At 71.8% G+C, this 17004-nt stretch carries 15 protein-coding genes; 4 read left to right on the top strand and 11 right to left on the bottom strand.

Going from position 1 to position 17004, the window contains the following annotated elements; translation table 11 throughout:
• Positions 1-211: 211 nt before the first annotated feature.
• The 7 genes from H2Q94_RS14600 to H2Q94_RS14570 form a co-directional block, all read right to left on the bottom strand.
• The gene (locus H2Q94_RS14600; RefSeq protein WP_243795421.1) at positions 212-874 is read right to left on the bottom strand and encodes a sulfotransferase family protein; all 663 of its coding nucleotides are present in this window, start codon (positions 872-874) and stop codon (positions 212-214) included.
• A 94-nt stretch (positions 875-968) separates the two neighbouring features.
• Positions 969-2255 (bottom strand): sulfate adenylyltransferase subunit 1, encoded by a 1287-nt coding sequence (locus H2Q94_RS14595; RefSeq protein ID WP_243795420.1) that lies wholly within the window; start codon positions 2253-2255, stop codon positions 969-971.
• Positions 2255-3166: a sulfate adenylyltransferase subunit CysD gene (cysD, locus tag H2Q94_RS14590; RefSeq protein WP_243795419.1), complete on the bottom strand. Its 912-nt coding sequence runs from the start codon at positions 3164-3166 to the stop codon at positions 2255-2257. The genes H2Q94_RS14595 and cysD overlap by 1 nt, the downstream gene beginning before the upstream one ends.
• Positions 3166-3942: a 3'(2'),5'-bisphosphate nucleotidase CysQ gene (locus tag H2Q94_RS14585; protein ID WP_243795417.1), complete on the bottom strand. Its 777-nt coding sequence runs from the start codon at positions 3940-3942 to the stop codon at positions 3166-3168. Before H2Q94_RS14585 ends, cysD begins: the two co-directional genes overlap by 1 nt.
• Positions 3939-4835 carry a sulfite exporter TauE/SafE family protein gene (locus H2Q94_RS14580; protein WP_243795415.1) on the bottom strand — a complete coding sequence of 299 codons (897 nt, stop codon included), beginning with the start codon at positions 4833-4835 and terminating at the stop codon, positions 3939-3941. Before H2Q94_RS14580 ends, H2Q94_RS14585 begins: the two co-directional genes overlap by 4 nt.
• Positions 4820-6241 carry an adenylyl-sulfate kinase gene (cysC, locus tag H2Q94_RS14575; protein ID WP_243795413.1) on the bottom strand — a complete coding sequence of 474 codons (1422 nt, stop codon included), beginning with the start codon at positions 6239-6241 and terminating at the stop codon, positions 4820-4822. Before cysC ends, H2Q94_RS14580 begins: the two co-directional genes overlap by 16 nt.
• Positions 6242-6475: 234 nt before the next feature.
• Positions 6476-9427, bottom strand: a complete 2952-nt coding sequence (locus tag H2Q94_RS14570; protein WP_243795412.1) for an alpha-L-rhamnosidase — start codon at positions 9425-9427, stop codon at positions 6476-6478.
• Positions 9428-9611: 184 nt separating this feature from the next.
• Between H2Q94_RS14570 and H2Q94_RS14565 the strand changes: the two genes are divergently transcribed.
• Positions 9612-11072: an MFS transporter gene (locus H2Q94_RS14565; RefSeq protein WP_243795411.1), complete on the top strand. Its 1461-nt coding sequence runs from the start codon at positions 9612-9614 to the stop codon at positions 11070-11072.
• 4 nt (positions 11073-11076) lie between these two features.
• Here H2Q94_RS14565 and H2Q94_RS14560 read toward each other — a convergent pair whose 3' ends face one another.
• The 4 genes from H2Q94_RS14560 to H2Q94_RS14545 all read right to left on the bottom strand — a co-directional run bounded on the left by H2Q94_RS14560 (position 11077) and on the right by H2Q94_RS14545 (position 13878).
• Positions 11077-11334 carry a hypothetical protein gene (locus H2Q94_RS14560; RefSeq protein ID WP_243795410.1) on the bottom strand — a complete coding sequence of 86 codons (258 nt, stop codon included), beginning with the start codon at positions 11332-11334 and terminating at the stop codon, positions 11077-11079.
• Positions 11331-11558 carry a non-oxidative hydroxyarylic acid decarboxylases subunit D gene (locus H2Q94_RS14555; protein WP_243795409.1) on the bottom strand — a complete coding sequence of 76 codons (228 nt, stop codon included), beginning with the start codon at positions 11556-11558 and terminating at the stop codon, positions 11331-11333. The genes H2Q94_RS14560 and H2Q94_RS14555 overlap by 4 nt, the downstream gene beginning before the upstream one ends.
• A gap of 29 nt (positions 11559-11587) precedes the next feature.
• Positions 11588-13012, bottom strand: coding sequence for a non-oxidative hydroxyarylic acid decarboxylases subunit C (locus tag H2Q94_RS14550; RefSeq protein WP_243795408.1), 1425 nt, complete (start codon positions 13010-13012; stop codon positions 11588-11590).
• 260 nt (positions 13013-13272) lie between these two features.
• On the bottom strand, positions 13273-13878 hold the full coding sequence (locus H2Q94_RS14545; protein WP_397545463.1) for a non-oxidative hydroxyarylic acid decarboxylases subunit B: 606 nt from the start codon (positions 13876-13878) through the stop codon (positions 13273-13275).
• Between the two features lie 135 nt (positions 13879-14013).
• Between H2Q94_RS14545 and H2Q94_RS14540 the strand changes: the two genes are divergently transcribed.
• The 3 genes from H2Q94_RS14540 (at position 14014) to H2Q94_RS14530 (ending at position 16993) form a co-directional block, all read left to right on the top strand.
• Positions 14014-14469 carry a MarR family winged helix-turn-helix transcriptional regulator gene (locus tag H2Q94_RS14540; protein WP_243795407.1) on the top strand — a complete coding sequence of 152 codons (456 nt, stop codon included), beginning with the start codon at positions 14014-14016 and terminating at the stop codon, positions 14467-14469.
• Between the two features lie 105 nt (positions 14470-14574).
• Positions 14575-15009: a MerR family transcriptional regulator gene (locus H2Q94_RS14535; protein WP_243795406.1), complete on the top strand. Its 435-nt coding sequence runs from the start codon at positions 14575-14577 to the stop codon at positions 15007-15009.
• Between the two features lie 232 nt (positions 15010-15241).
• Entirely contained in the window at positions 15242-16993 is a 1752-nt protein-coding gene (locus H2Q94_RS14530; RefSeq protein WP_243795405.1) for a sensor histidine kinase, read from the top strand.
• Positions 16994-17004: the final 11 nt, after the last annotated feature.

The raw sequence follows: 17004 nt of genomic DNA, 5'->3' as shown, positions 1-17004 counted from the left end.
CGAACAGTGGTCTTCGTCTTGTCAGCGAAGCCGCTCGGCAGCGACCACCGGAGCAGAACGACCACCGGCGGGTTCTCAGCGGCTTCCTCGCAGGGGACGGCGATCTCGCTCGTGGCGAACCGCTTGCGACATCGCTGTCACCTCGGCCAGGAGCGCGGCGAGGAAGCCGCTGAGGTTCCGCTGCCCCCTACGCGCGTCCGATCAAGAGTTCTCAGGAAGCAGCGAACGGAGAAGGGAATTTGCCTTCGTTCTGGACCTGTTCCGCAAGGTCGCGGATCGAGGCGGTGTCGTTGATGTGCGGGAAGTCCTCGGCGGGCACGTCGACGCCGAGGAAGTCGCACAGCGGCTCCCAGCCTTGGCCGACCTGGTACTCCAGCAGCCGATCGGCGGGCACACTCGCGCGAACCTCGGCGTTGTGCCGTTCGAAGACCTCGATGGCGTGCGCGCGGTCCTCGAACCGGCCGTCGAAGGTGCCGTTCCAGATCATCCGCTCGATGGTGGGACGCAGTTCGGTGGTGAACGTGTCGTTCGCTTCGCCGGGCGGGTCCTGCACGAACCGGTAGATCGTGTTGTAGGTGCTGTCGTACCAGCGTTCCGGGTCGCGGGTGGTCAGCAGGACCTTGGCGTCGGGGTAGGCCGCCATCAGTTCCCGCCAGAACGTACAACCCGGCCAGTCCACAGTGGACTCGTAGCCGCCGAGGACCTGGCCCCAGTCGACCGGACCGTCCAGCGCGCGGGACCAGTCCTGCATCCGCTCGGGCTCCGCGATGACCTCGAACATGTGGTAGCACGGCCCGAAGCCGAGGTGCTCCAGCGCCGACTTGATCGACGCCGTTCCGGTGCGGCCGAACCCGGCCCCGATGATCTTCACCATGGTGTTGCTCCTTGTTGTGCTCGCCCGAGCGGTCGGGCCTTTCCGTTGTCCCCGATGCCGACGTTCCGGAGCGGACGCCCCGGTGGCCGGAGGCTCAGCGCGCCTCGGTGATCATCACCGCGCCGACGGTGGCGCGCGTGGCCTCGTCGATCAGCAGGCCGCCGCCGGTGAGCCGGTTGCGTTCGTACGGGTCGCAGAACACCGGCTGCGCCAGCCGCAGCCCCACCTCGCCGATGTCGTTGAGCCCGAGCTCGGCCGCCGGATCGCGGCGCAGGGTGGTGACGTCGACCTGGTGCCGAACCTCGGCCACCAGGGCTTTCACCGTCCGCGTGGTGTGCTTGAGCAGCAGCCGCGCCCCCGGCCGCAGCACGGACTTCGCGCTCATCCAGCACACCCGCACCGACAATTCGGTGGCCGCGGCGGGCGCGGCGTCCGGAACGCACAGCAGATCGCCGCGCCCCACGTCGATCTCGTCGGCCAGCCGCACCGACACCGACTGCGGCGCCCGCGCCTCGGCGAGCGCGCCGTCCGCGGTGTCCACCGAGGTCACCCTGGTGCGCAGACCGGACGGCAGGTGCAGCACCTCGTCTCCCTCGCACACCCTGCCGCCGCTGATCTGGCCCGCATAGCCCCGGTAGTCCTGCCCCTGCGCCCGGATCACGTACTGCACCGGAAGCCGGAAGTCGCCGCTCGACCGGTCCTCGTCGATGTGCACCTGCTCCAGGTGCTCCAGCAACGCCGGGCCGTCGTACCAGGGCGTTTCCGCGGACCGGTGCACCACGTTGTCACCGCGCAGCGCCGAAATCGGAATCGCCGCCACGTCCCGCAGCTCCAGTTCGCCGGTGAACCGGGCGAACTCCGCGGTGATCTCGTCGAACACGCCCTGGTCGTAGCCGACGAGGTCCATCTTGTTCACCGCCAGCACCAGCCGCGGCACCCGCAGCATCCCGGCCAGCACCGCATGGCGGCGGCTCTGCTCGGTGAGCCCGTTGCGGGCGTCGACGAGCACGATCGCCAGGTCCGCGGTGGAGGCCCCGGTGACCATGTTCCGGGTGTACTGGGCGTGGCCCGGTGTGTCGGCGATGATGAACGCCCGGCGCGCGGTCTCGAAGTAGCGGTGCGCCACGTCGATGGTGATGCCCTGCTCGCGTTCCGCGCGCAGGCCGTCGGTGACCATGGCCAGGTCGAGCACGTCGTCGCCGCGCTCCTTGCCCGCCAGCTCCAGCATTTCCAGCTGATCCGCCAGCAGCGAGCGGGAATCGTGCAGCAGCCTGCCGATCAGAGTGCTCTTGCCGTCGTCGACGGCACCCGCGGTGGCGAACCGCAGCAGGCTGTCGGCAGGAGCGAAGGCCTCCGGCTCGGTGTCGGTGGGCAGGCTCATCAGAAGTATCCCTCTCGCTTGCGGTCCTCCATCGACGCGGCGCTCGCGCGGTCGTCGGCGCGGGTCTGGCCGCGTTCGGTGACCTTCGTGGCGGCGATCTCGGCGATCACCTCGGCCACCGTGGACGCCGTGGAGGGCACCGCGCCGGTGCAGGTCATGTCGCCGATGGTGCGGAACCGCACGGATTTCTCGACGAGCGGCTCGTCCGGGTCTCGGTGCACGAACGGGTTGTCGGCGAGGTACATGCCGTCGCGTTCGAAGACCTTGCGCCGGTGCGCGAAGTACAGGCCGGGCAGTTCCACCCCGTCCTGGTCGATGTAGGTCCAGATGTCGCGTTCGGTCCAGTTCGACAGCGGGAACGCTCGGACGTTCTCGCCCGGCCCGATCAGGCCGTTGTAGAGGTTCCACAGTTCCGGGCGCTGGTTGCGCGGATCCCACTGGCCGAAGGCGTCCCGGAACGACAGCATGCGTTCCTTGGCCCGCGCCCGTTCCTCGTCGCGGCGGGCGCCACCGAACAGCGCGTCGAACCGGTGCTCACCGATGGCGTCGAGCAGCGTCACCGTCTGCGCCCGGTTCCGGCTGGCGCCGCGCCCTTCCTGTTCGATGACGCGGCCCGCGTCGATGGAGTCCTGCACCGAGGCCACGACCAGGCGAACGCCGAGTTCGGCGGCCCGGCGGTCCCGGAAATCCAAGACCTCCTCGAAGTTGTGGCCGGTGTCGACGTGCAGCACCGGGAACGGGATCGGCGCGGGAAAGAACGCCTTCTCGGCCAGTCGCAGCAGCACCGCGGAGTCTTTTCCGCCGGAGAACAGCAGCGTGGGCCGGTCGAACTCGGCCGCTACTTCGCGGATCAGGTGCAGCGCCTCGGACTCGAGGATGTCCAGGCGGGACAGGGCGGGTTCGGCGGGCATCAGCGGCTCCCCTCGGGATGTATCGAGCCCGTGCGGGACAACGCGGTCAGCAGCGGCTCGGCCAGTTCCGGGCGGCACACCAGCAGATCCGGCAACCACGGGTCGGGCCGGTCGTACACGAGCGCGGAACCGTCGAGGCGGCTGGTGTGCAATCCGGCGGCGCGGGCGACTCCGATGGGGGCGGCGCTGTCCCACTCGTACTGGCCGCCCGCGTGCACGTAGGCGTCGACGTCGCCGAGGATCACGGCGGCGATCTTCGCGCCCGCCGAGCCCATCGGCACCGTTTCCGCGCCGATCGCGGCGGCGACCTCGGCGACGAACTCCGGCGGGCGGCTGCGGCTCACCGCGACGCGCGGGGCGCCGGGGCGCTTCGGTGGCGGCTTCGGCGGGCCGCCGGTGTCCAGGACCAGGCCCCTGGCGGGCAGCGCGACCGCGGCCGCGAGCACGTCGTGGTTCTCGGCGAGCGCCACGTGCACGGCCCAGTCGGTGCGGCCGGGCTCGGAGAACTCCCTGGTGCCGTCGAGCGGATCCACGATCCACACCCGTCCGGCGGTCTGTCGCTGCGGGCCTGCCGCACCGTGCTCGGACAGCACCGCGTCGTGCGGCCGCTGCGCGGGCAGGGCGTTCACCAACAGCTCGTGCGCGGCGGCATCACCTTCGTCACCGAGCGCCTTTCCGTCCACTTCGGACCGTCTGCGCTCGCGGAGCTCCAGGAGGCACTGGCCCGCCTCGTTCGCCAGCCGCGCGGCGAGTTCGTGATCATCGTCCGCCTTCACCCGGTTCCTCCTTCTGCGCCGGCGTCGACACGGTCTCCCGCCGGGGCCGGCGCCCGAACGCGGGAGAGCTTTCCGGACGTCGTGATCGCCGCGGCCAACGCGACCACCGTCCCCAGTGCGGCGGCCAGGAGCGCTCCCAGCCCGAGCAGCATCGATCCGGTGACCGCGAGCATCCCGCCCAGCAGCACCCGCACCGGCCGGTCCGGGATCCGCGCCGACAGCAGCGCCCCTGCGAGCACGCCCGGCAGCGCACCGGCCAGCAACGACCCCACAAGTCCGAAGTGGACTTCGCCGTGCAGCAGATGCCCCAGCGCCGCCACCAGCACCAGCGGTACCGCCTGCACCAGATCGGTGCCCACCAGCCGGGCCGAGCTCATCGCCCGGTCGAGCAGCAGCAGGCACACGATCACGATCGAACCGGAGCCGACCGAGGTGGTGCCGACGATGAACCCGGCGACCGCGCCCAGCAGCACCGTGGGCACCGGCCGGACCCGTTGCGCACCTCCCGGATCGTCGCGCCCGCGGTCCAGGTACATGCGGATCACCAGGGTCGCCACCGCCAGCAGCACCGCCACCGCGCTCACCGTCTTGAGCACCGACCCGGTGCCCGCACCGAGCGAGCCGGCCAGCACCGAGCCGATCGCCGCGCACGGCAGCGACCCGAGGCACAGCAGGCCCACCGTCGGCAGGTGCACGGTGCGGCGGCGCAGGTGCACCGCCGCGCCCACGGGTTTCATGACGGCACTGGCGACCAGATCGGTGGACACCGCCGCCAGCGGCGGCACCCCGAACACCAACGTCAGCAGCGGCATGGTGAGCGCCCCGCCGCCCATTCCGGTCAGGCCCACCAGGGATCCGGTCAGCAGACCGGTCAGGGTCACTCCCAGGTCCACGAACCCACCCAGCCCCGTTCCCGCAGCAGCGCCACGACCTCCGCGACGGCCTCGTCCTGGGACAGCCCGGAGGTGTCGAGCACCAGGTCGGCGTCGGCCGGTGGTTCGTAGGGCGCCGAGACCCCGGTGAACTCGGGCAGCGAGCCGGCGCGCGCCTTGCGGTACAGGCCCTTGCGGTCGCGGCGTTCGCACTCGCCGAGCGGAGTCGCCACGTACACCAGGACGAACCCGCCGCAGTCGCGCACCATCCGGCGCACCGCGTCCCGGTCCTGCGCGTACGGCGCGATGGGCGCGCAGATCGCGGCTCCGCCGTGGCGGGTCACCTCGGAGGCCACGAACCCGATCCGCCGCACGTTCCGGCTGCGGTCGGCGGCGGAGAACCCGAGCCCCTCGCACAGGGTGCGGCGCACGACGTCGCCGTCCAGCAGGGTCACCGCCCGGTGGTCGTGCTGGGTGAGCTCGTCGCGCAGCGCGCGGGCCAGCGTGGACTTGCCCGCACCGGAAAGTCCGGTGAACAGCACCGTGAAGCCGCGCCGGGTCAGCGGCGGGTGCAGCCGCCGCTGCTGCTCGGCGATCTCCGGGGTGGTGAACCAGGACGGCAGCGGGCCGCCCTCGTCGAGGCGGGCGCTCAGCTCGTCCGCGCTCAGGCCGCTGCGCCCGCCGCCGGGCCGAACCTGCGCGGCGCGGACCCAGCGGTCGGTGGAGTCGCGCACCATCTCGGGCGGCTCGAGCACGGTGATCGGTGAGTCGTCGAGGTGCTGTTCGGCGATCAGGTGGGTGGCGCCGTAGGCCGTCGCGACCTGCGCGGCCAGCGCCGCGTCGCGCTTCGGGTCGGCGCGGCGAGCCAGCGGAACCGGGACGATCGTGGTGCCCGGGGGAAGCTGCGGACGCGCGGCGAGCACGGCCTGCACCAGGATTTCCGGGCGCGGCCCCGTCATCCGTGGAAGCAGCAGCACGTGCGCGTCGAGTTCCGCCGCGAGCTCGCGGATCTGGGCGAGTTCCCGGTGGTGCAGCGGCGCGTCGACCACCAGCCCGAGCACCGGACCGGCGGGCAGTCCGGCTCGGACCTCCGCCGCCGGCGGGCGCATCCGGCGCAGCGCCCCGCCGGGGGCGGCCGCCGGGCGCAGCGAACCGGCCGCGTGGCTGGTGGTGCCGTCCGACCAGGGGGCTTCGTTGTGCAAGACCGCGACCGGTGCGCCTTCGGCGTCGCGGAGTTCGATCTTCTCGGCGGTGGCGAGCTCGGCGGGCACCGGCAGGGTGATCGGCGCGGGCCACGGCGTGCCGTCCCGCAGCCGTCGCCGGGTGCGCACCGATTCGGTATCGGCGGCGCCCAAGAAGCCGCCCAGTGCCGGAAACGCGCCGTCGAGCAGGAGTTCCACATCGGACAGTTCAGCGGGTTCGGGCACCCAACCTGGGACGGGCACGTCCCCGGTGAGGGCGTCCGAACATTCAGGCTCCGCTCTGTTCGCGCTCACACGCACCTCTGTCCGCTGGTCGGGGCCGACTGGATCCATACCGTGGCCGAAGACGGCCGTGCGGGAGAACCCCGGTGACCATTTCTCGCCAGATCGCGTTTTTCCCACCACTGCCGGATCAATTCCAGTGCAACCGCGAGTTAACTCCGGCATTTCACGCGAATGTCACCGAGCCTCCGGGGAATCCGGTCGCGGCAACGTCGAGTGGAACGTGCGCACCCCCGGCCCCACCTCGAATATCCCGCAGCCGTCCCGGATCCGGCTCGCCCCGGCGATCCGGCCCGGCACGTGCACCCGCGCGGTCGTGTTCGGCGGAATCCGCACGGTGAGCGTGAAATCGCGGTCATCGCGCACCCAGCGTGACTCGACGCGACCGGCCGGTGTGGTGTAATGCCCCGCCACCCAGCGCAGTTCACCCACCACCTTCGGCCGAATGCGCAACGCGCGGAATCCGGCCGACCCGGCCGCCTGGCGGATTCCGGCGAGTCCGGTGTGGAACCACTCGTCGAGCTGGGTCAGGATCATGTGGTTCAGCGAGTTCCGCATGTCCCACTGCTCCGGAATCGTGGTGAGGCCACCCGGATTCGCCGCCGTGTCCTGCAAGAACGCTCCGTAGCTCGGCGCGGCGTCCTGCCGGGACACTTCCCACAGCACGTCGTCGCGGTCGGCGTCGCGCAGCACCCGCACGACCGGCCCGAGGCCGAGATGCCCCGCGCGCAGGTGCGAGCCGTCCGGTGTCCGGATTCGTTCGACCAGCGCGGCCAGCACCCGGTCGCGTTCGACCGCGGGCACGATTCCCGCGTCCAGCGGCATCGCCTGCGCCGCCTGCGTCGCGCCCGCCTCGGTGCCGTCCCCGCTGTAGCGGCCGAGTTCGGGAACGTAGAACCGCTGGTGGAACGCGGCGGCGATGTCGTCGGCGAGCGCGCCGAACTCCCGGGAATCCGCAACGTTACCCAGAATTCCCGCCATCTCGGCCAGCGCACGCGCGGTGGCGTGGTATCCCCACGTGCCGGTGAGCTCGCCGGAGGTCTCCTCCGCGGCCACCCAATCGCCCAGTTCGCCCGTCACCAGGTTCCCGTGGGTTTTGCGGCGCCGCAGGTAGTCGAGGAACTCCGTCATGTTCGGGTAGTACTCGGCCATGGTGCGGGTGTCGCCGTAGATGCGGTGCAGCAGCCAGGGCACCAGCACGATCGCATTGCCCCAGTTGACCTCGTCGCCGAACGCGCCCTGGTAGCCCCAGTCGTAGACGGGCGCCTTCAGCGCCACGTTCCCCACGTCCGGTCCGCGCCCCGCCTGCCCTTCCGCGAGGTGGCGTTGCATGGTCCGCAGGTACGCGCCGAGGTCGAAGTGCCTGGACAGCACGCCCATCGGGTGCGTGTAGTCGGCGCCGTAGGCCAGCTTCTCCCGGCCGGGGCAGTCGGTGAGCACCGACATCAGGTTGGACGCCACCGAGAAGTGCGCCATCCGGTGCAGCCGGTCCACCCGCTCGTCGGAGGTGCGCACGGACCCGGCGCGCGGCGCGTCGGCCCGCAGCTGCAGCCCGCGCACCTCCGGCCGCACCGGGGCCGTGACCTCCAGGAACCGCATCGCGAAGTACTGGAACGACGGTCGCCACCGCTCCCCGTCCGGCAGTCCGGCCGCGGTGTAGGTGTGCAGCACGTCGGTGCCGCGCCGGTCGTTGCGGATCGAGGTCTGGTCCACGGTCCCGTCCGCGTGCAGCGACTCACCGGGCCGCACGGTCACGACCGTGCCCGGCGGCACCGGCGGCAGCCGCAGCTCCGGCCAGCCCGCGATGTTCTGCCCGAGGTCGAACACCCAGCGCCCGGGTATCGGCTCGCGCACCACGGCCGGGCGCCACTCGCGGACGATCCGCACCGGAGCAGCCTGGCGCCACACGAGTTCCGTGGTGCCGTTCGGCGGAGTGGTGCGGGCCGCCGCGACCCACCCGGTGGGAGTGCCGTCGCGACGGCGCGCGGCGGCGGAGTGGTCAGCGCCGGGCAGGTCCCAGCCGGGCTGTTCCCGCCGGGCGTTGTGGTCGGTGCCGGAGAACCAGTTGTCCGTCACCGCCGGGCCGAGCGCGGTGCGCCAGTCCGGCCCGCTCACGATGTCGCGGCGCCCGTCCGGGCCGGTGATCTCCAGCCGGGCCAGCAACCGCGGTGACACGGCCGCGCCCGCGGTGGGTTCCCACTGCGCCACCGGGTCACCCGAACCTTCGACCGGGGTCCCGGCGGGGTGCTCGTGCTCCAGTGGCGGCGCGATGATCAGTCCTTGGTCGCCGACGGCCACGACCTGCCTGCTCTCCCAGGACTCCCGGGTGCCGATGGTGACGGCGCCGCCGACGTGGTGCGCGTCGGGTTCGGCCACCCGGATGCGGTCGGCGCCCGGCTGCGCCGGCACCAGCAACGCGCCCCTGGCGGGTTCCTCGCTGGTCCACCACGAGTACACGCTGCGCGCTCCCCCGTTGGTGCCGTGGCGGTGCACGTGCGCGGTGCCGTGGCCGAGCGCGATGCCCAGCGTGTTCTCGCCGTCGTGCAGTAGTTCCGCCACGTCGTGCACTCGGTATTCGGCGGAGCGCTGGTAGTTCGAGTTGCCGGGTGCCAGCACTTCGCTGGTCACGGGACGGCCGTTGAGGGTCACGACGTGGATGCCGAGTCCGCACACGTACAGCCGCGCCCGGTGCACCGGCGGCCGCGCGGTGAACGTTCGCGCGAAGATCGGCAACGGATCGCCGGGGTCCCGGTCGGGGTGGGCGATCCAGCCGGCCTCGGCCCAATCGCACCGGGTGAGCAGGCCGAGTTCCCAGCAGGACCACGCGCTCCACGGCGACCAGCGGTCGTGCTCGTCGCGGACCCGGACGCGCCAGCGGAGTCGTTGCCGGGCGGCGGGCTCCGGCCCGGCGTAGCGGATCCGGGTGTGGCCGGAGGCCACGATCCCGGTGTCCCACCAGGTCTTCCCGCCCGGATCGGTGACCTCCGCGTGGTACGCGGTCTGCATTCCGCCAGGGTCGTCGTCCTCTGGCGCCAACGACCAGCTGAGCACCGGTGCCAGGTCGTCGACACCGAGCAGCGGTCCGGTCCGCCCGTCGATGCGCGGGTGCTCCGGGCGGATTCCGGTCATCGGCCACTCCAGCGCATCGCCCTCGCGGTCATCGCCTGCGTTTCTACGCACCCCCTCCGGACACGTCAACACTCCACAATGGACGCTCATGCTCCGCCGGACGACGGGTGCCGATGGTGACGCCGCGGCCTATCCTCGGTTGGCCGGCGCCGGCCGGTTCCGCCCCGCCCCCGGAGAGGACGGCATGAGCAGTCCGGACACCACCGCCGCCATCCCGCTGGCGAGCCGCGCCGGCCGGTGGATCATCGTCGGCACCATCCTCGGTTCCGGGGTGGCCTTCCTGGACGGCTCGGTGGTGAACGTGGCGCTGCCCGCGATCGGCCGCGACACCGGCGGCGGGTTCGCCGTCCTGCAATGGGTGCTCGACGCCTACCTGCTCACCCTCAGCGCGTTGCTGCTGCTCGGCGGGGCGCTCGGGGATCGCTACGGTCGCCGCCGGGTGTTCCAGATCGGGCTGGTCGTGTTCACCGCGGCCTCCCTCGGGTGCGGGCTCGCACCCAGCGGGGAGGCGCTGATCGTGGCGCGGCTCGTGCAAGGCGTCGGCGGCGCGCTGCTGGTCCCCGGCAGCCTCGCGCTGATCAACTCCACGATCTCCGCCGACGACCGCGGCCGTGCGGTGGGCACGTGGGCCGGGCTGACCGGGGTGTCCTCCGCGCTCGGCCCGTTCGTCGGGGGCTGGCTGGTCGACGCGGTGTCCTGGCGCTGGGTGTTCTTCATCAACGTGCCGCTGGCGGCGGTCGCCCTGTTCGTCACGGCCAGGCACGTCCCGGAAACGCGCAGCGGCCGCGCGGGCACCCCCGACCTGGCCGGGGCGGGCAGCGTCACGATCGGCCTCGCCGGGGCCATCTACGCGCTCATCGAGCTGCCCGCGCGCGGCTGGGACCCGCTCACCGCCGTCGCCCTCGCCGCCGGAGTCGCCGGGCTCGTGGCGTTCCCGTTGATCGAACGCCGCACCCGCGACCCGCTCCTGCCGCTGAACCTGTTCGCCTCCCGGCAGTTCACCGGCGCGAACCTCACCACGTTCACCGTGTACGCCGCGCTCAGCGGCGCCCTGTTCCTGCTGTCGCTGCAGCTGCAGCAGACGCTGGGCTACTCGGCGCTGCGCGCCGGGGTGGCCACCCTGCCGATCACCGTGATCATGCTGCTGATCTCGGGTCGGATGGGCGCGCTGGCGCAGCGCACCGGGCCGCGGCTGCCGATGACGATCGGCCCGTTCGGTTGCGCGGCGGGACTGGCGCTGATGACGCTGGCGGTGCCGGGTTCCAGCTACCTCACCGGCGTGCTGCCGGGCGTCGTCGTGTTCGGCCTCGGCCTGTCGATCACCGTCGCGCCGCTCACCGCCGCCGTGCTGGCCTCGGTCGACCAGCAGCGCGCCGGGGTGGCGTCCGGAGTGAACAACGCGATCTCCCGGCTGGCCGGGCTGGTCGCGGTGGCGGTGCTGCCGTTGGTGGCGGGCATGACCGAGCCCGGCGGCACCGTCGCCGACGGGTTCGGACTCGCGATGCTCATCTCGGCGGCGGTGTGCGCGCTGGGCGGCGTGCTGTCCTGGTGCACCGTCGGCGGCAACCGCATCGGAGTGGAACCGATGCCGCTGCCCGGACTCGACCACGCCTGCCAGGACCCCTGCACCCGAGAACGCACCTGACGGGTCACAGCACGCGGTCGAACGCCCACTGGTGCGCCGGGCGGGCCTCGAGGTGCGCAGGAGGTTCCGGCAGCACCGGGAGCACCTCACCCGCGAAGTGCGCGATGAGCACCACCCGATCCTGCTCCGAGCGGTACAGCCCCACGTCCCGGCAGCCCGCCGCGCGCACGGCGGGCACGGCGTGCTGCCGCGCCCAGTCGAGCAACGACCGCTGCTCCCCCGGCGCGGCCCGCACTTCCCACATCAGCGCGACCTCGCTCATGAGCCGCTGCGCCGCGGCGGGATCGCGGGCATCTCGGAGGCCTCGTCGATGTCCGCCTGCGTCATGCGGAACGCCGCCGGATACGACTCGCGCTCCGTGCGGCGCTCCGGTTCGGTGCTGCGCCAGAAGTAGTGGCAGCGCTCGCAGCGCCACACCTCCCACACCCCGGCGACCGGTGACACGGCCTGCCTCGTCAGTTCCTCGGCGGCACAACGCGGGCACATCGCCTGCTCCTTTCCTCCTGCAAGGGAATTCACTTGTCGCGCAACAAAGTTCGCAGCTTCTCCACCCACCGGCCGGTTTCCGGCAGGTCCCGGACCGGCTGCCCGTAGTGCCCGCGCGCGTCGGGAGCGACGGGCGTCGTCGCGTCGATCACCAGCTTGTTGCTGATGCCCGCGGGCTGTGAGCCGGGATCGAGCCCCACCACCGACATGTTCGGCAGGTTCACCAGGTCACCGGCCGGGTTCACCTTCGTCGACAGCGCCCACATCACCTGCGGCAGGTCGAACGGGTCCACGTCCTCGTCGACGACGATCACGACCTTCGTGTAGCCGAGCCCGTGCGGAGTGGTCATCGCCCGCAGCCCCACCGCGCGGGCGAATCCCCCGTAGCGCTTCTTCGTCGACACGATCGCCAGCAGCCCGTGCGTGTACATCGCGTTCACGGCCTGCACTTCGGGGAAGTCCGCGCGCAGCTGCTGATACAGCGGCACGCAGGTCGCCGGGCCGATCAAGTAGTCGATCTCCGTCCACGGCTTGCCCAGGTACAGCGATTCGAAGATCGGGCCGCCGCGGAACGAGATGCGGTCGATGCGCACCACCGGCATGTTCCGACCGCCGGAGTAGTGCCCGGTGAACTCGCCGAACGGCCCCTCGATCTCCCGCTTGCGCCCTTCGATGACGCCTTCCAGCAGGACTTCGCAGCCCCACGGCACGTCGAACCCGGTCAGCGGCCCGGTCGCGATGGGCGCCGGTGCGCCGCGCAGCGCGCCCGCCATCTCGTACTCGGACTGCTCGTAGCCCAGCGGGGTGCCGCCGACGATGGTGAGGATCGGGTCGTTGCCGAGCGCGATGGCCACCGGCAGGTCCTCGCCGCGTTCCTCGGCCTTGCCCAGGTGCAGCGCGATGTCGTGCATCGGCACCGGTTGCAGGCCGAGTTCGTTGCGGCCCTTGACCTCCATCCGGTACACGCCGACGTTCTGCTTGGCGAAGTTCTCCGGGTCGTCCGGGTCGCGCGAGACGACCGCGGCCTTGTCCAGGTAGAAGCCGCCGTCTCCGTCGTTGAGCCGGAACAACGGCAGCACCTCGAACAGGTCGACGTCCGCGCCGCTGCGGGTGTTCGCCAGGAACGGCGGATCGTCTCGGCGTTCGGGGGTCACCGGGTAGTTCTCCCAGCGCCGGATGAACTCCTGCACCTGCTCCCGGGTCGAGGTCGTCGGCGGCAGTCCCATCGCGATGGCGTGGTTCGCCCAGGAACCGTGCGCGTTGAGCGCGATGCGGGCGTCGGTAAACCCGGTGACGTCGTCGAAGTACAGCGCGGGCGCCCCTTCCCCGAGCCGGGAGACCGCGTTGGCCGCCGCGCCGAGGTCGGGTTCCGGATCGACCTGCTCGGTGATCCGCAGCAGCTGCCCTTCCGCATCGAGCGCGTCCAAATAGGACCGAAAGTCGTCGTGGGCCACTTTCTCCTCCTCTTGTGGGTTGTTCAGAGGTCCTTGCGGAATGATCTTTTGGTCGTTGCCTTGTCAGCGGTGGAGCCACTGAGCAGTGACCAGCCTGAACAGGACGACTACCGGCGGGTTCTCAGCGGCTTCCTCGCGATGTCGGCGATTTCGCCGTTGCAGGGCGGCAGAAATCGCGGCCACACCGGCAAGGGGCAGCGAGGAGGCCGCCGAGGTTCTGCCACCCCGGGCACCTACTCAGATCACTCGGGAGAGCCTCCTCAGTCCGCTGCGCCGGGAACTCGGTCTCGGCGGGCTTCGGCGAGCCCGTTCCAGCGCCGGGCGCCGGGTGCCGGAAGCTCGAACTGGTCGAGCACGCGCGCCACAACGTGGTCGAGCACGTCGGTCACGGACTCCGGGTGGTTGTAGAAGGCGGGCATCGGCGGCACCAGCGCGGCGCCCATCCGGGAGAGCGCGAGCATGTTCTCCAGGTGGATCTCGCTCAGCGGCGTCTCCCTGGGCACCAGCACGAGCTTGCGGCGTTCTTTGAGCACCACGTCGGCAGCGCGCCCGACGAGCCCGTCGGCGTAGCCGATCCGGATGCCCGCCAGGGTTTTCATGCTGCACGGCACGATCACCATGCCATCGGTGCGGAACGAACCGGACGAGATCGAGGCGCCCTGATCGGCCGAGCCGTGCACCACGTCGGCGAGTTCGCCGACCTCCCGCGCGGTATAGCCGGTCTCGAGCTCGATCGTGGTCCGCGCCCAGCGGCTCAGCACCAGGTGCGTCTCCACGCCGGGCTGCTCGCGCAGGGCCTCCAGCAGGCGGACCCCGAGCGGCGCACCGGTGGCCCCGGTCATCCCGACGATCAGCCGCACACTCACGCTCCATTTCGTTCGTCTACGAACGTTCGTGTACATACTATCACCGGATTCGGCGGCCCTCCGCGATCCCCGGTTCTGCGGGGACGCTCATCTCGTAAGATGCGAGCCCACTTACCCGGCACCGAGGAGTGCGTTGTGCAGCTGGAAAACGCGGTGTTCCACTTGATGCGCCGAGTCATCCAGGACCACGGCGCGCGCTGGCAGGCGCGGTCGCCGCAGCTCACCAAGCCGCAGTACGCCGCGCTTACCGCCATCGAGGAGAGCCCCGGCATCGAGCAGGCCGCACTGGGCAAACGGGCGGCGATCGACAAGGCGACGCTCGCCGCGATGCTCACCCGCCTCGAACAGCGGGGCCTCGTGGTGCGCAGCGTCGACCACTACGACCGCAGGCGGCGCCTGCTGGAACTGACCGCCGACGGCAGCAGCGTGCTCCGGGACACCACCGAACTGGCCGACTCGATCAACAGCCGGATGCTGGACCGCCTCAGCCCTGAGGAGACCGACCAGCTGCGCGAGCTGCTGGCCAAGCTCGCCGCCGACGAATCCGGCGAGCTCGCCCCGCCTCCGGAGGACTCGGCCGCGAACGCCTAGCGGCTCACTCCCCGCCCGGCCAACCGGGGCGACCAGGATGCGGCCCTGCGGCTGATCGATCAGAGCCATGCCGAGCTGCTCCGCGACCACGACACCCTCGACGAAGTGGCCGCCGCGCTCGGCGAGCCGACCGCGACCGCACCGGCGGCGTCCGCCGAATCGACGCTGACGATCGGCGCGCTGGCGCATCGAATCGGCCTGCGCCCGGCCACCCTCCGCAAGTGGGAACGGGCCGGCATCCTGCGTCCGCATCGAGACCCCGCCACCGGCTACCGGATCTACCCTCCCGGCGTCGTCCGCGACGCCCATCTCGCCCACCAGCTCCGGCGCGGTGGCCACCCGCTGAGCCGGATCGCCGAGGTGGTCGCGCGGATCCGCGACGCCGACGGCGTGGAACCGCTCCAGGAGGCCCTGCGCGACCGGCGCGACCGGCTACGCCACCGAAGCCGCGCGATGCTCGACGGCGCGGCCGAACTCGGCGTCTACCTACGACCCGCCGACGACCGACCGGCGCGCGCCCGGATCCCGGAGAACGACTAGCCGCCACCGGAACGGTCGGTCACACTCAGGCACACGCTCGACCCCGCGCCGACGGCACGCGGCCGGCACACCGAGCACAGGCACGTCCTCCACGGACACGACTGCGCACTCCGCAGCCCGTGCCCTTCGACGGCCCGGCACGAGCTCGGCCGCCGGCTCCGATCTCCGCCGCAGGCACCCGGACGAACGCCGTGCCCCTGCGGGCACGCCGGCCCACACCGATGGATCAGCGATGACCGATGCCTCCCGCCCCGACCCGGTCACCGACCGGTTGCAAGAGGTGGCGTCCACCCTCGGCGACCTCCGGCTGGACGAACTGCTCGGCGAGCTCCAAGAGCGGCTGGCCAGAGTCGTCAGCACACGTGATCGGATGCAGGACCTGCTGGACGCGGTGCTCGCCATCGGCACCGAACTCGACCTCGACACCACGCTGCACCGCATCGTCACCGCCGCCACCGAACTCGTGCAGGCCCGCTACGGCGCGCTCGGCGTGCTCGGCACCGGCGGGGAATTCACCCAGTTCGTGCAAGTCGGCATCGACGAGGACACGGTCGCCCGGATGGGGCCGGCTCCACGCGGACGCGGCCTGCTCGGCCAGGTCACGCTCGATCCGCGCCCGCTTCGGCTGGCCGACCTCTCACAACATCCGGCGTCGATCGGCTTCCCGGAGAACCATCCGCCGATGCGCAGTTTCCTCGCCATCCCGATCCGGGTGCGCGACGAGGTGTTCGGCAACCTCTACTTGACCGAGAAGCTCGACGGCGGTGAGTTCGGCCAGGACGACGAGGTGGTGCTGCGCGCCCTGGCCGCCGCCGCGGGGGTGACGGTGGAGAACGCACGGCTGTTCGACCAGGCTCGGCTGCGGCACCGCTGGCTGCAGGCGTCCAGCGAGATCACCACGGAGCTGCTCTCCGGCGTCAGCACCGCCGACGGCCTGCGCCTCATCGCCCAGCGCGCGATGGAGATCTCCCGGGCCGACTGCGCGCTGATCGTGCTGGCCCGCCAAGGCACCTCCTCCGGTCAGGCGCGGGTGGAGGCCGTCGCCGGGGAAGCGGACATCGAAGTGGGCATCCCCGTGAGCACCGACGGGCCGGTGCTGGCCAGTCTCACCGGCGACACCCCGGTGCTGGAGTCCGACGTGTCCGCGGCCCCGGTCAGCGGACTCAACCACGTGCTGCCCGGCTACGGACCGGCGCTGGCGGTCCCGCTGCACTCCGGTGAGGCGGGCGCGGGCGCGGTGATCGCGTTGCGCCGCAAGGACAGCAGCCCGTTCGGGCCGGGCCAGGTCCCGCTGCTGGCCTCGTTCGCCGACCAGACGGCGATCGCGCTGGAGCTGGCCGCGAAGAACCGGGCGCAACGGCAGCTCGACGTGTTCGGCGACCGCGACCGGATCGCCCGGGACCTGCACGATCACGTGATCCAGCGGTTGTTCGCGACCGGACTGAGCCTGCAGGGCACGTTGCGTCGCGCCACCGACACCGATGTGCGGCGCCGGTTGCAGCAGTCGGTGGAGCAGCTCGACGACACGGTCCGCGAGATCCGCACCGCCATCTTCGACCTGCACTCCTCCCCGGAGACCGACGACCCGGTGAGCCTGCGCCGCCGGTTGCTCGACACCGTCGCCGACGCGAGCAGCGGCGCCGGGTTCGCCCCCGCGGTGCGGATGTCCGGCGCGATCGACACGGCGGTGCCCGCGGCGTACTTCGAGCACGCCGAGGCGGTGGTGCGGGAGGCGGTGACGAACTCGCTGCGCCACGGCGGGGCCACCGAGATCACCGTGTCCATCGACACCGGCGCGGAGCTGACGATCGACGTGCGCGACAACGGCCACGGCATCGGCGGCCGCTGCGCGGGCAACGGCCTGCGGAACCTGCGCGACCGAGCGCTGCAGCACTCCGGAACTCTGGAACTCACCGACGCGGAGGCAGGCGGAACCCTCCTGGTCTGGCGCGTTCCCCTGCCCGTGGCGCCCGAGGCGGACTGAGCCCGTCACCG

The sequence above is a fragment of the Saccharopolyspora gloriosae genome, assembly GCF_022828475.1.
In the GTDB taxonomy this organism is placed as follows: Bacteria; Actinomycetota; Actinomycetes; order Mycobacteriales; family Pseudonocardiaceae; genus Saccharopolyspora_C; species Saccharopolyspora_C gloriosae_A.
Note: the sequence above shows the minus strand (reverse complement) of the source record. Positions and strands in the feature narration are given on the sequence as shown.